The 14,035-nt window shown below is 61.0% G+C and carries 14 protein-coding genes; 4 read left to right on the top strand and 10 right to left on the bottom strand.

Annotation, left to right across the window (positions count from 1 at the left end):
- Positions 1–429 (top strand): IS5 family transposase (locus tag BSF79_RS19185; RefSeq protein ID WP_139246503.1); only part of this gene is annotated, 429 nt, incomplete at its 5' end.
- Positions 430–630: 201 nt separating this feature from the next.
- On the opposite strand, the gene BSF79_RS19625 is transcribed toward BSF79_RS19185, so the two are convergent.
- The 5 genes from BSF79_RS19625 to BSF79_RS19165 all read right to left on the bottom strand — a co-directional run bounded on the left by BSF79_RS19625 (position 631) and on the right by BSF79_RS19165 (position 4,887).
- Positions 631–1,023, bottom strand: a complete 393-nt coding sequence (locus tag BSF79_RS19625) for a hypothetical protein (protein ID WP_139246502.1) — start codon at positions 1,021–1,023, stop codon at positions 631–633.
- Positions 1,023–1,487, bottom strand: coding sequence for an RHS repeat-associated core domain-containing protein (locus BSF79_RS19180; protein WP_090271428.1), 465 nt, complete (start codon positions 1,485–1,487; stop codon positions 1,023–1,025). Before BSF79_RS19180 ends, BSF79_RS19625 begins: the two co-directional genes overlap by 1 nt.
- A 40-nt stretch (positions 1,488–1,527) precedes the next feature.
- A complete protein-coding gene (locus tag BSF79_RS19175; protein ID WP_090271427.1) occupies positions 1,528–2,487 on the bottom strand; it encodes an IS5 family transposase in 960 nt (319 codons plus the stop codon).
- A 15-nt stretch (positions 2,488–2,502) separates the two neighbouring features.
- The gene (locus tag BSF79_RS19170) at positions 2,503–3,591 is read right to left on the bottom strand and encodes an HAD-IC family P-type ATPase (protein WP_217650110.1); all 1,089 of its coding nucleotides are present in this window, start codon (positions 3,589–3,591) and stop codon (positions 2,503–2,505) included.
- A 315-nt stretch (positions 3,592–3,906) separates the two neighbouring features.
- Positions 3,907–4,887: a hypothetical protein gene (locus BSF79_RS19165; protein ID WP_090271426.1), complete on the bottom strand. Its 981-nt coding sequence runs from the start codon at positions 4,885–4,887 to the stop codon at positions 3,907–3,909.
- A 167-nt stretch (positions 4,888–5,054) separates the two neighbouring features.
- Between BSF79_RS19165 and BSF79_RS19160 the strand changes: the two genes are divergently transcribed.
- The 3 genes from BSF79_RS19160 (at position 5,055) to BSF79_RS19150 (ending at position 8,579) form a co-directional block, all read left to right on the top strand.
- Complete coding sequence (locus BSF79_RS19160) at positions 5,055–6,689, top strand: Mu transposase C-terminal domain-containing protein (protein WP_067627162.1); 1,635 nt, start codon at positions 5,055–5,057, stop codon at positions 6,687–6,689.
- A gap of 1 nt (position 6,690) precedes the next feature.
- Positions 6,691–7,572 (top strand): TniB family NTP-binding protein, encoded by an 882-nt coding sequence (locus BSF79_RS19155; RefSeq protein WP_245776459.1) that lies wholly within the window; start codon positions 6,691–6,693, stop codon positions 7,570–7,572.
- A 71-nt stretch (positions 7,573–7,643) separates the two neighbouring features.
- Positions 7,644–8,579: a TniQ family protein gene (locus BSF79_RS19150; protein WP_175545384.1), complete on the top strand. Its 936-nt coding sequence runs from the start codon at positions 7,644–7,646 to the stop codon at positions 8,577–8,579.
- A gap of 16 nt (positions 8,580–8,595) precedes the next feature.
- On the opposite strand, the gene scpB is transcribed toward BSF79_RS19150, so the two are convergent.
- The 5 genes from scpB to BSF79_RS19125 form a co-directional block, all read right to left on the bottom strand.
- Complete coding sequence (gene scpB / locus BSF79_RS19145; protein WP_037240140.1) at positions 8,596–9,207, bottom strand: SMC-Scp complex subunit ScpB; 612 nt, start codon at positions 9,205–9,207, stop codon at positions 8,596–8,598.
- Between the two features lie 47 nt (positions 9,208–9,254).
- On the bottom strand, positions 9,255–10,139 hold the full coding sequence (locus BSF79_RS19140) for a DUF1403 family protein (RefSeq protein ID WP_090271424.1): 885 nt from the start codon (positions 10,137–10,139) through the stop codon (positions 9,255–9,257).
- A 208-nt stretch (positions 10,140–10,347) separates the two neighbouring features.
- Positions 10,348–11,361 (bottom strand): TniQ family protein, encoded by a 1,014-nt coding sequence (locus BSF79_RS19135; RefSeq protein ID WP_090271123.1) that lies wholly within the window; start codon positions 11,359–11,361, stop codon positions 10,348–10,350.
- A gap of 2 nt (positions 11,362–11,363) precedes the next feature.
- A complete protein-coding gene (locus tag BSF79_RS19130; protein ID WP_067296747.1) occupies positions 11,364–12,242 on the bottom strand; it encodes a TniB family NTP-binding protein in 879 nt (292 codons plus the stop codon).
- On the bottom strand, positions 12,235–13,881 hold the full coding sequence (locus BSF79_RS19125; protein WP_090271124.1) for a Mu transposase C-terminal domain-containing protein: 1,647 nt from the start codon (positions 13,879–13,881) through the stop codon (positions 12,235–12,237). The genes BSF79_RS19130 and BSF79_RS19125 overlap by 8 nt, the downstream gene beginning before the upstream one ends.
- Positions 13,882–14,035 lie beyond the last annotated feature (154 nt).

The following is a 14,035-nucleotide window of genomic DNA, read 5'->3' as shown; positions in this document are numbered from 1 at the left end:
GGGGGGCGTGGTCGCCTGATTGGTCGCACCAAGGGCGGCATGAACACAAAGCTGCACGCCATCTGCGACAGCCACGGCCGCCCGCTGAACCTGTTCGTCACGGCTGGTCAGGTCAGTGATTATATTGGCGCACGGGCGTTGGTCGGCAGTCTGCCGCAGGTCGATTGGCTACTCGGTGACCGCGGATATGACGCCGACTGGTTCAGAGAAGCGTTGCAAGACAAGGGGATACGCCCTTGCATACCGGGCCGAAAGCAACGCAAGACAACAATCAAATACGACAAACGTCGATACAAGCGCCGCAATCGGATCGAGATCATGTTTGGCAGGCTGAAAGATTGGCGGCGTGTGGCAACCCGCTATGACCGATGCCCGAAGGTCTTCCTATCAGCCATCGCCCTTGCTGCACTCGTCATTTATTGGCTATGAGTCCTGACCCTAGCACTATCTGACGGCTATCGAGCAGGTTGGCAAAGAGAGCAAAACTAGCGAGGTATAAAGCCAACATTGATAAGAATTTGTTAAATAAAGGCGAATTTAACATACCCCTCCCAACCAAATCAGATTGACCTTTGTAAAACGCAAGAGTAGCAATGCATCCCCTCTGCCCTCAAGTCTGATTTGGCCAGACTATTCACGTTGACCAGAACCGGGAGCCGGATCACCCTCGTACAACACTGCAAACAATTCACGCAATGTAATGGAGGGGCATTTGATGCGAGAAATATGCCATCGTTTGAGCCAAGGAATTTTCTTACTCAACCATCCGGTAGCTTGTGCAACATGATAGGCGTCACTTCCTAATTCACTCGGAATGAACCTTCTTGGAAGTTTCCCGGAAACTGGTCTCATTGAATTTATAATTTCGAAAAAATCCTCAAAATCATCACCCGCAATACCTAAATCCTGCACCAATCTGAAATCAAGCAAAGTAGAACGATCCGTGGAAATGGGTTCGACGCCATAACGTCGGAGCGCTTCGCAAAAAAAATCTTCCTTGGATTCATCGGCGTCTCTGTTCATTATAAACACTTTCGGAATCTGTAAACATCGTGAGCCACAAAGAAGAGACCGACATAAGGAACCCATCTCGCAATTTTACGCCCCAACTTTCTATACGGTTTGCCAAGTTCCCGGCTCCATACGCTCGTTCTATGACCTGACTTACCACCGCCGGCCACTCCACCAGTTTTCCCGCCGACAAAAGCGCCTGTTGCTCCGGAAATACCACCGAGTGCAGAGTATTTATTACCTGGCAGGAAACCGTCCCCCTCACAGCTGCACTTTTCCTCAAGCCGGTCGACGGCATAGTCCACAAGCAAGCCAAGACCAAAACCTATAAGAATTTGAATAAACTCCCCCCTCGGATCAACATACTTCCCCGGGTTCTGGAGCGCATACCCATAGACGGATGCCCCATCGATCAGCCCCAGAGGATCGGCCTGGATATAGCGCCCGGTGGTCGGATCATAATGACCGTGTTGCATGAATCAAGCGTTGGACGCAGTGGCCCCTTTCCCCTTCAATTCAGATCACACGCTCATAGTCCGCGCGACCGAGGTCGGTTATGCGGTTCAGGGCTTTGACGGCGATCCGGGTTTCGGTGGTCTGGCTCTCTATTTTTCGGCTTCTCAGCTCCGGACCGATGACGTCCTTGTACCTTCCGATCTGTGCTTCAGCACGTGACCTCTGACCATAGTGGGTCACCTTCTGCCATGCCATTCGGCCGTGCTTTTCGATCATCTGGATATGGGCATTGCGGACCGCGCAATTCCCGGGAACGGCATTCTTTGGCGGCGGGATGATCAGCTCGACATCCGAACCGAAGGCTTTCCGGATGGTTTGGGAGGTCGGCGTACCGTCATAGGCCCCGTCGCCGATGAAACGGTGCACCGGGCCCGCCACCTCGGCCAGCAGATCAGGCAGCGCACCGGGATCGCTGACATGTTCGGTCGTCAGGCTGGATGTAACGATCTGGCCGCTCTCGACGTCGAGGCCGATATGCAGCTTGCGCCATGTTTTACGAGCCTTCGGAAGCCCGTGTTTCTCCGCCATCCAGTCCCGGCCACCGTGAACCCGCAGCCCCGTGCTGTCCACAACCAGCGTGAACGGACCGTCTGTCGCTCGCCCGCGCGATGTGATCTTCAACGACTGTGCACGGCGGCAGAGCGTAGAGAAATCCGGCACGGCGAGATCGACCTGCATAAGCCGCAGCAGGCTGCGCACGAAACCTTGTGTTTGCCGAAGCGGCAGGCCAAAGACGACGTGCAAGGTCAGACAGATCTCGATCGCCAGGTCAGAATAGCGCCGCTGACCGCCCCGTTTCCCTGACTTTGAGGCGCTCCACCCGGATACCGCATCCTCGCTGAACCAGACCGTCACGTCGCCCCGCCGGCGCAAAGCTTCGTTGTATTCTCTCCAGTTCGCGACACGGTACTTTGCCTTCTCAAACCTGTCCCGCCGCCGCGCATTATATTTGAAGGGCATCCTGCTATCCTGTCGTCAAATCGACAAGCCAAATACGACCGTCAAACGATCCGTGCAACACGGTCCATCTGCACCGATTTGATGCGCCGTACCGTCGGCCAATTGCAGGGCGGCGATGGTCATCCGATTTTCGGTGAGTGTCCCGGTCTTATCGGTGCACAGCACGCTTGCCGACCCCAGAGTTTCGATGGCCGAGGCGCGGCGGGTCAGTACCCGCGCCTTGGAAATGCGCCAGGCCCCCATAGCCATAAAGACCGCCAGGACCATCGGAAACTCTTCGGGCAGCATCGCCATGCCAACCGCAATCCCCGCCAGCACGGCATCGAGCCAGCCACCGCGCAAGAACCCATAAAGTGCAACGACAATTGCGCTGATGCCGATGCCTATCCCGGCCGTGGCAATCACCAGGCGCCGCATCTGGCTTTGCAAATGCGGTGTCTCAGGTTCGATCTGGCTCAGACTTTTGCCGATCTTCCCAATCTCACTTTCAGCACCAATGGCTGTGACTTCGGCCAGCGCCGATCCGCGCACGATCAGGGTCCCGGAAAACACCTGCGGCAGATCGTGGCCGCCTGGCCGCACATCGGCCTCAACCACTCCGACCTTCTTGCGCACCGCCTCAGCCTCGCCCGTGAGCAGGGACTCATCCGCTGACAGATCTGTGGACTCGATCAACATGGCATCGGCGGGCACCCGGTCGCCTTCGGACAGTACGATCAGGTCACCGCGCACCACCTCACGCCCCGCGATACGCAGGCGGGCGCCATCCCGGATCACCAGCGCGCGCGGGCTGGACAGATCGCGCAGCGCCTCAAGCACCCGACCGGTGCGCGCCTCCTGCACCGCCGTGATGCCGATGGACATACAGGCGAATGCCAAAAGAATGAGCGCTTCGGCCTTGCTTCCGAGCAAAAGATAGACCACGCCCCCCACCAAAAGCAGCACCAGCATCGGCTCTTTCAGAACGTCCAATACGATGCGAAAGGGAGACCTTCGCTTTGTCGTCGCCAATTCATTGGGCCCGTCAGCGGCTAACCGCGTCTGGGCTTCGGCTGCCGTCAAGCCAGTGTGGACCGATTTCGGTGTGGGCGTCATCGTGTTCATAGCTATGATCCATCATGCGCCGATTCTGGCGTTGCCGCGAAAGTGGTACAAACGGCCTGCAGAAACCCTGATCTCAATCAGCACCACGTGTAGGTTCCGGAAGAGTCAGAGTCGCGGATCGAGCTACCCGACGAAGGGTTTTGGTATGAGTGTGAGGTCACGGGTTCAGGCGAACTTCAAATGAACCAAATAGACCCAACCGCCAAACGCAGGGCGACATAAGGCGATTTTGGGTTGCACTCATAGTGCACACGACCCCATATCAAGATATTGAAAATAATAGTTAATCATCCAAATCTACCACTGGTCAATTTGCTAAGCCACCACTCGCCACATACGGAACCGCCCTTGCCCTGTCACTTCGCGGATCAGGCCCCGTTCCTCCATCCAGGCCAGGTTGCGCTGGACGGCAGCGCGACTAGCCCCCGTCAGGACTTCGGCCATCGGGGCGGAGACCAGAGGCCATTCCGTCAGTGCGCGGCGCACGGCAGGCGGTACTTTCCCCGACAGCGGGGTCATTATGGCTTCCGCCCGCGCCGACCAGGCGTCGATATCGTCCAGGTGGCGCATTGCAGTGAGGAGAGCGTTCTCCATTCCGTCGAGCCAGCGAACCAGCCGCTCGGCAGGCATGCCACCGGCGCGCAAGCCCCCTGCCCCGCCCATGGCGAGCGGCGCAAAGACTGCCCCCTTTCCCTCGCCGACCACGATGCGTGCCGCGGTGACCGCCGCTTCCATCCGGTCGCCCAGTTGGCCAAGGCCTGCGAGGCTCCAGAGGTGAAAGCCCATGCAGGCGCGAGTGATCGAATGCAGGTCTGCGCTTTGCGCTATCAACTCGAGCCAACCTCCGGCACGATCCGCGAAGGGCTCGGCTTCATCCGCCATGTTTTCGGGGTCGCGGCGGTCTAAGAAGGCGGACAAGTCCACCTCTGGGCCGGGACCGCCTGTCAGACGACGCACCGCCCACCCGACACGCGCAAGCGCTGCAGTGTCGTCCTGCATGCCGGACAGGCGCATGGAGATCCAGAGCGCCAGCCGATCTGGACCAATCCGGTCGCCCACAAACCAGCTGAGGTCTGCCGCCTCGATAAGCGCCAGTCTGTGCCGCCATCCTTCCGGGCCGCGCTTCAGCCGGTCGTCCAGCGCGCCGACCCGACCAGCCACACGGGCGAGACGGGCGGCATTGCCCGCCTCAGCGCGTCGCCAATCGTCGAGGACTGCGGTTTCACGCGGCTCTGTCCTTGGGCCGGGCGGCAGATAATCCGGCTCCTCTTCCATCGGGCCGGGCAGGAACCACATGTCGCATTTTCTTCACCATTTCAGCACATGATTATTACGTGATTTCTGGATGATACGGGGTAAGCACACATCATTTTTCAGCTTAAGGCTTCAATTTTGGCTACGTATTTCAGCAAGTGGCCGCCCTGTTGGCGCATGACCCAGCCGGTCTCGGAAGTTTCATATCGATGACGTCCGGCGAAGCGCATGCCTCGGATGAAGCGTGGGCCAAGGCGACGCGTACCGCGCGCGAGTTGGACCGGATTCTTGACGGAGCGGCGCCGGTGCGTGAGGCCGTGATGCGCGCGGCATCCGAGCTGCGGCTCTCGACACGCCAAGTCTACAACTATCTGGCGCGGTATCGGGAAGAGCGCAGGGTATCGTCCCTTCTGCCGCGAAGGAGTGGAACAAGACAACCAAGGATCAACCCCGCAGTCGAGAACATCATCGCGGTGACCCTGCGGGAGATGTGGTTGCGCCCGGAGCAGCCGGACCTTGCACCGATCGTTGAAGAGATCCGCACCCGCTGCGCAGAGGAAGGGCACACTCCACCCGCCTATGTCACTGTCGCCCGGCGGATCCCCATCCTGTTCGCCCCGGAAGAAATTGCCCGCCGCCGCCTGTCGGATGGTAAACACCTGCACCGGCTGAAGCCGCGACCGGGCTACATCCGGGCTAACCACGCGCTCGACGTTGTCCAGATCGATCACACGCCGGCAGACATCCAATTTGTTGAGGTGATTGATGACCACGGTGTCTTCGTTGGTCGTCCCTATCTGACCATCGCTGCAGATGTGGCCACGAGCGCGATCATCGGCTTCTGCCTGACCCTCGAGCGGCCGTCACGACTGTCTGTCGCGCTTTGTCTGGCGCACGCGATGTGCTGCAAGATTGACTGGCTGGCAGAACGCGGTATCGATCATGCTTGGCCGATGCACGGTCGCCCGAAGCAAATCGTCGTCGATTCCGCCAAGGAGTTCCAGAGCAGCACCTTCAGCAGAGGATGCGCGGACTATGGCATCGCCATACGCATGCGGAACAAGGGCACCGTGCATCGGGGCGGAGTCGTGGAACGCCTGCTTGGGAAAGTGAACACCGCGCTACGCGCCTTGCCCGGCAAGACGGGGCGTTCCATCGCGGATCGGGGCGACTATGCCTCGGAAGCGCGGGCACGGCTCAGCTTCGCGGATCTTGAACGCTGCATCGCGCTCGCGATCATCGACCACAACCTGAGCCAGAATGCGCGCAGGCTGACCGTTCCGGCGAAAGAGTGGGAAGATCGGTTCCAGCCGAAGGACCGGCCTATCGATGCGCCTGTCGATGTGCTGCTGAATTTCCTGCCACGCAAGACGCGGAAAATTTCACCTCAGGGCTTCAGTCTCTTCGCCATCGACTATTTCGAGCCCTGGCTTGGCCCGCTGGTTGCGCGTCGTGACCGGCTGGAGCCGCTCGATCTGTGCTATGATCCTCGCGACATCAGCCATGTCTACGTCAAGGATCCGGATACGCAGGCCTGGCGGCCGGTCAGGCGACGGGACGGACTGGCCGAGCCGATCACGCTTTGGCAGCACCAGGCGGATCGACAGCAGCGGCGTGAAATCCAGCGGCGCCCTGTGCAGGAGGCATCAGCCATCCGACGCGAAATCGCCGCAACTGTTGCCGCCGCCAAAACCCCCAAAAGCCGTTTGAAGGAGATGACCCGCGCCCGGCATGCCACCGAGGCAAAGAAGCCTTATGCCGACTTCGCTACGCCTTCCGCCTCGGCCCAGGCAAAGCTCGACCCGGATCGTCCGCGGCGGGTCTTCCCAATCGAGGATTGGTAAGGTGCCGGACCACCTCATGTCGGCCACCGTCCCACTCTTGCAGGCCGATGACGCAGTGCGGATCGCCCATGTGCGCGCGCCGCGCTGGATCAGCCATCCGGCGGCCGGCGCGGCGCATGACGCGATGCGACTGCTGCTTGAGCGACCGCCATCCCTGCGCCCACGCGGTTTGCTGCTTGCCGGTCCCTACCATAACGGCAAGACCATGATCGCCGAACGCTTCGCCGTCGAACATCTGCGTGTTGCCGAGCAGCAAAAGGTGTGGGTGATTCAGACCCGGGAAGGTGCAGGGCTGTCGCATTTCTATGCCAGCATCCTGTCCGGATTGCGCGCGCCACAAGCCGCTGGCTGGCGCAGCCTGGCCCGCGCCGGCGATCAGGTCGATCATCTTCTGGAGCGCCTGAAGCCGCGCCTTTTGATCTTCGACGAGTTCCACAGCGCGTTGCGCGGGCGGCGCGAGGATGTGAAGGCCATCTTCTCGTTCTTGCGGCGGATCGCACGAGTGCATGACATCTCACCCGTCCTTGTCGGCGAAATCGCGATCTACGATGCGGTGCATGACACGGACGAAATGGGCTCACGCTTCGATACGATCCCCATTCCACGCTGGGCGTATGACGAGGATTTCGCGACACTTCTGGACAGCCTTGAGGTAAGTCTGCCGCTAGCCAATGCCTCCGATCTGTCGCGCGAACCCTTGGCAAAGATCATCCACGATCTGTCAGAGGGGCTGATCGGCGAGGTTATCGAGATAGTCACCAGGGCGGCAGTTGCGGCAATCTCGCGCGGTGAGGACCGGATCACGGGCGCAACCCTGTCGGACCTTGGCTATGTGCCTCTCTCGAGGCGCCGCAATTCCGCTTTGCGTCACGAGATGACATGAGGTTTGGGCCGACCGGGATCTCCGTGACGCCTGCAGAGCGGTATGAAGGCGCGGCGGGAAACCGTTGGCCCATGAGCATTATGCCCGCACCAGGTGAACTTCTGTCGAGCTGGCTGCACCGCCTCGCTTACGCAAACGGCATACCTCCGCACTATTTTGGTGCGCTTCTCGGAGCGCCAGGTCAGAACTGGTCGGCACGTCTTGATCGAGCGATGCCAGATCGCATTCTGCAGTTTCTGGGAGAACATACCCACATACCCTTGGAAGACATCGCGGCTCTGACCATTGCTCCTGACCCCTTGGCCCGGTTGCGTTTGCCCCTGCGGGCATCGCCTCAGCAGAGTTGCGCACCAAAGACGCAGGCGACCTGGCTGCAATTCTGCCCGGCCTGTCTGGCGGAAGACGAAACGCCCTATTTTCGCCGAGGCTGGAGCCTGGCGACACGCGTTTCTTGCTTTCACCACGGTTGTCGGCTTCGGGACAGGTGCCCATCTTGCGGGGGCGGATTGGCTCCGTTCAGCCAGAAGCGTCTTGTGCCGCATCAGATCTGCGCCCGGTGCGGCGCGGCCCTCTGCAAACGCACCCGTCCTGCCACCAATGGGGTTCGGCGTCTTGAGCGTCTGATCGACGATCTGCTTCGTCTGCAGGCAGCAGGGCATAGAATGGCAGAAGGACGATCACTGCCGGACCTTCTTGGATCGGCTTGCTTTCAATTTGGTAAACAGAGTGTATCCATCGTGCGCCTCCCCCATCGGGATCGCTATCAGCTATTTCAGAAATTGGCGGAAGGGCGGTCGACGCCGTTCGAAAAGAGAAGAAGTTCCGCGATTATCTATTGGAAACGCGTCGTTCAGGCTGCGCCAGCTTGGAGCGGACTGGTCACATCTTTCAGCGATGCCGTCCTGCCTCGGCCCAAAGCTGGGCCTTGCTCTACCACCGCTGGCCCGCATTTGGCGGATCTCGTTCAGGCGGCCGCGCGGCTCGATCAGCAGCGGCAAGCGCTGTAAAAATTCCCGGTGAGTTTCAGGCGCGCGCGGCCAGCCCGGCATCATTCAGCTGTTCAGCGTCTGGCAGGTCGCGCAAGCTCTCCAGCCCGAAAGCTGCGAGGAACGCGTCTGTGGTCACGAAGGTATAGGGGGCACCACGACGCGGCGCGCGCGGCCCAGTTCCAATCAGACCCTGCGCATGCAGCCTTCCGATCAGGTCCCGGCTGATCTCTTTGCCAAAGATGTCTTTGAGCCCATCGCGGGTGATCGGCTGGTGGTAGGCGATGGCCGCCAAAATCGCGACGTCGAACTCGTTCAGGTCCAGCAACTGGTCTCCGACATCCGCTGCGGCGCGGATCGCAGGCGCGTAAACAGGCCGCGTCCGGAACATCCACCCCCCTGCGACCATGGCAATCTCGAACGCCCGCCCTTCCAGATCAGCGGCAAGGTCTTCCAACAGCAGATCAACCGAAGTCCCCTGCCCCACTATGCGCGCCAGATCCTCGCGCGGTACAGGCGAGGCAGAGGCAAACAGCACCGCCTCGATCCGGCGCATCCATTCCCGCCAGCGCAACTCCGGTGGCAGGTCGAGCAACTCGCGATCAAGCTCAGCTTCTGGTCGATCCTTCGACTTCCTTTCTGGTCGCATGTCCGAACCGCGAAACCGGTTCCCACTTTCGCTGTCCATGCTCATGGCTACACCCCGTAGAGCCGGAATGTGTCGCGCCCGGTTAGCTCACGGACCGCGCCGAGATCGACAAGCCGGTCACAGAGCCGCCGCGCCGCGCGGTCCGGCAAAGGCAGGGCACTGGGCGCCACGGCGTCCTGCGTCAGGAATATTTTCACCGCCGCCCCTGCCTCCTTGGCCCGAAGCTTTGGTGCAACTCCTTTCAAAAGCGAAGCCCGACGCGCGAGATCGACAGCCAGACGCGCGGCCTCGACCGCGGATGCGGTCACTGCGCGATGACAGGCTAGGCGCAAATCGTCACCCCGCTTGCGCAGGTCTGTGCGTTTCAAACCCGCGGCCAGCAGCGGCACGACATGATCCCAACCAAGCGCCTGGGCGAGGGCGGCGTCCGCGAGGATCAACGCCGGGACTTCGGCACGGGGTGCCTCCGTCAGGACAGCATCCAGCACCACCGCGGTACGGGTCAGCGGTGCCCCATTTCCCGCATCCAGCCACGTGGCGATCTGGCAAGACTCGATGGTCGGTAAAGCTCGGCTCAAAGCCTTGACCGACACCGACCGTTCCACCGCGCGACGCCAGGCAAGGTAGGTTTCCCCCGCGGGACCAGGTAGATCGCCAGGGCGCAGAAGATGAATCGCGTCGCGCAGCTCTGGGGCTCTTTCCGGCCGACCAGAAAACCCGGCACATGCCTCTGCGGCGTGCAGGGCCAGCCGGTCCCGCAACAATGCTTGGGGGACATCGTCTCGTGCAAACACATGATACAGGTGAGTAAGCGCTGCACCTGACAAAAACGCCACATCTTCAAGGGTTTCAACCCGTGTGGCGATAACCCAGGCTGGCATCCGGGGTATCGTTTCAGGGTCGCTGGTGCGGATGTCGCGAGCAAACGTCATGCCGGGACGCTATCCCAAGACGGCGCTTTCTGCCAGCAAATAGCGTAGAAACCGCCTCACACTATCTCTTGCTCTAATGTCCAATAATCTTGCATTATCGGACATCGATGGAATACGCTCGTCATCATGCCGATGTCGTTTTTGTTTCATGTGTCGGATGGCCGGTGTTGATGAGATTCAAGCACTTCCCTGAAAAACGAACCGGGGTTCATGAGATTCCGTACCGGTATTTATGAGACTGGATGAGTCGGAGTTTGTGAGACTGGCGTTGTCTCGCGGCTTTTTCTGCAGACTGCCGTGCTCTCTCGTCGCGCTCAGCGCGCCAGAACCGGGCCGAGATGCTTCGCCTCAACGAAAGAGGCCATGCGTCAATCGCCTGCCGGACCCGTCCCTGCGCCTCCGCATCGCTCATGAGCATGACTGAGATCGCCCATTTGACCGGATCCTCAATGATCCGCCCGGCGCCGACCGCCAGCGCGAAACACTGCAAGAGCGAGCCCTGCGCCAGGGCGTGGAGACCGGGACGCACTGGCTTGGCAAGCACTGGCGCCACCTGATCGTATTCGGGAACTACGACCGTGAGCGCCTGTCGGATGATCGGCGTGGTCAAAAAATCATGATAGTCCCGGCGGTCTTTCAAAGACATTCGTGGCTGCTCGCAAACGTTCGGCGGCGAGGCCCGGCGATGTCGCACCGTCAGAAGCTGAAGCACTTCGGGCGCTTCCAGGTCGCCCTGCCCCGCGCTGCGCGCCCAGGCATCGAGATGCGCGGCACCGACCTCGGCATGCCCTTCAAGTTTCTTGAAGCAATCCGTACCGAACCGATCGGACAGGGTCTCGCCGGTGGCGCCCCGAAACTCCACACCATGCACCGGGCAGCGAAATCGCCACGGCAGGGCTGTGGATTTGCGTTGCGGCTCTTCGGGACAGTACGGGCAGTAATACCGGCTCTTCCGCGCGATCATCAAACGCGCCTGTGGCCCGAACTCCCGGAATGTCATGGCCTGCACTGCTTCGGGCGAAAGGCCGATCCGAGCCGCGATCAGAGCCCCCTGCCCTTCCGAGAGACGCCATTCCAGGTCGAACACGTCGTGCCCCTTCAGGCCAAGCGTGGCGACGAATTCCGAAACCGTCATGGCGTAGAACGGGGCCATACGCGCGATCCAGGAGGACAGCCGCTCGTCAGCCTCTGGGGCGTATACGACCGGCAGGCGCCCGCACATCGTCACACCGGCTCTCCCAGGACCGCCTGCAACCGGTCGCCGCCCAGAATATCGCGCGAGAGGATGCGTTCCTCGCCACTTTCGATGGCGGCGATCGCCAGCTGCGACAAGATCGAAAAGATGCCCGAGGTGATGCCGCCAGTCACCTTGATCATCCGCGTGAGTGCCTTCTCGTCGATCTGGCTTTGGCGCCGAAGCGGCAGCGTGCGCGTGAGCGTGCTCATCAGCCCGTTCAGATCCTCGCCCTCGCGCCAAGGCGGCAACGCGAAGGCCTCGAAACGGCGCACCAGCTGATCATCGGTGCGCAGCGCGTTGCGAGCCTGCGCTGTACCAACACAGACCAGCGGGATGCGCAGCTCGTTGCCCAGAAAGCGCAGCATGTTCAGGAATCGTGCCTGTTCGCGGATCGTCCCCGCCTGCAGGCTGTGAATCTCGTCGATGACCAGCATCCCCGGACGCAATTCGGCGAGCAGACGCAAGGCCAGGCTTTCCAGCACAGACAGTGTCGCCCGAGGCGGCTCCGGGGCACCGATCGCCGCCAGGATCCGGCGGTAGAAGCGCGATTCATCAGGCCCAGACACCATCTGCACGGCGACAACCGGCATATGTAGCCGTCCGCTGGTCTCGTCGAAGCTCGATGCGTGATCGCGGGTGAACTTCTCGATGATCATCGTCTTGCCCATGCCGCTGTCACCGACAATGAGCAGGTTCGGCATGCGGGCGCGCTCGGGAAACGACATCAGCGTTTCCAGCTTCTCCAAGGCAGCCTCGGCCCTGGGATAGGAGACCCAGCGGTCGGCGCGAATCCGGTGAATGCGCTCCTCGGCGCTGAGCGCCGCGATCTTGCCGGCTCCTGGATAGAGATGCGGGAACTCAGTCATCGTCGTACCACTCCTCGACCTTGAAGCCGGGATGGCTAAGGAACGGGCTCCCCTCCCCTTCCGGCGCAGGCAGGGCATCTCGCGCGGCGGCATCCGGTGTCACATCGATCATCGGCAGAGGGGCCAGATGCGCCCGCCGCGCCTGGTGGCGCCGTATCGCCTTAGTTTGCCGCTCGGCACTGTCGACGAGGTCGCGCTGCGCCTCGATCGTCCTGAAAATCAGTTCCTCATCTACCGACCGGCGCCCGGCCTCGCGCAAAGCGCGTCGCGCTGCGCGGTGCTCCCAGAGCGTGACCGCAGGTCGGGTCAGATCCGCCGGCCGGGCTTCGATGATCCCGTTCTCTGTCAGCACGAAGATGCGCGAAAGATCACGCGGGTCGTATTTGAGCGTGAACTTGCGGCTTTCCCGGCCCATCAGCCAGCGCAACTCGTCCGCCCAGTAGCGGATGTGGAAGAGATGCAGGCCGTCGCGCTGCAAAACTCGCTGCTCGGAGGGCAGGAAATCGACCAGGAACTGCCTGAGATCGGCCGGGATTTGGATCCGGACCTCGTTCGTCCGCGCCGCCCAAGCCGCTGCAGGTGTCGTTTCCAGCGCGCTGTGGACCCGCGCATGGTAGGAGCCGGTGATCTCGAGAGCGAGCCAAGTTTCCAGCTCTCTGAGCGTCATCACCGCCTCGGCTTCCGCGTCGAGATCACCGCGCTCGAAAATATTCGAGAAATGCGAGCCCGGCAGCAGGTGAATCGCGCCCATCATCGTGCCGATCAGGCGCTCGATATGGCCGCCATAGCGCGGCGTTCCCGGTGGTCGGTGCCGCAGGTCGATCTGATATTCGGAACAGGCCCGCTCAAAGGCGCGCGCGTGGAACTCCGCGCCATTGTCCACGTAAATCGCGATCGGGATACCCTGCGCAGCCCAATCCGTGCTGATACCTCGCGCAGTGAGCCAATGCGATTTGTCCATCACCGCATGGGTCAGACACAGAGCAACAGCCAGAAGCGATGGCGGCTCCAGCGACAGATGAAACCCCAAAACCATGCGGGTGTTCACATCGATTGCCACAGTCAGCGTCGGACGACCGAGCGGGCAACGCGTCACCGGGTCGACCACTGTCACATCGGCCTTGGTGTGGTCGATCTGGACGATATCGAGAGGGCTGTCTGCAGTAAGGCCTCCCGGCGTGGCCAGATGGCGTCGCTCAGCCTTGTCCTTGCCTTCACGTCGGGCCATCAGGTTTGCCTGATCGTGCCCCTCCAGCCAGCGGCCCAAACGCCGGATCGAGGGTGGTGCCAACCCTTGCGCCTGACAATCGGCAGCGATCTCCCGCCAGAACCGTGTCCTGGTGGGCTTGCGGCGGGTGGCATAAAACTCCCTGAAATGGCGGGAGACAATCTCGTCCACCGCCGGGTTCAGGGGCTGCATGCCCGGTTTGGGCCCCCGGGTATCCCGTAGCAGTGCACTGGTCCGCCCGTCTTCGCGGAACTGCTTCACCAGACGAAAGAGCGTGGATCGGCTGACATTCAACTGGCGCATGGCCCAGTCGACATTGCCCTGAGTGAGCTGGACCGGCAGCTCCGCGATCACTTGCGCGCGGCGCTCGGCCTCTTCCCAATCCTTGTCAGCTGGAAAATTATCGGACATAACTTACTCAGTGCATGGATGCCGGATAGTCTCACCAATGGTGACTCAAATCGGCGTCCAGTATCACATACCCTGAATCAGTCTCAGAAATGCGACACAGGTAAGTCATTGAAAACAAATGGATCGCAGTCTCAAAAACTCCGGCAGACCGACA

This window comes from Thalassovita taeanensis (assembly GCF_900110775.1).
GTDB classification, from domain to species: domain Bacteria; phylum Pseudomonadota; class Alphaproteobacteria; order Rhodobacterales; family Rhodobacteraceae; genus Litorimicrobium; species Litorimicrobium taeanense.
The sequence above is the reverse complement of the archived record's forward strand: the minus strand, read 5'-3'. Positions and strand labels throughout refer to the sequence as shown.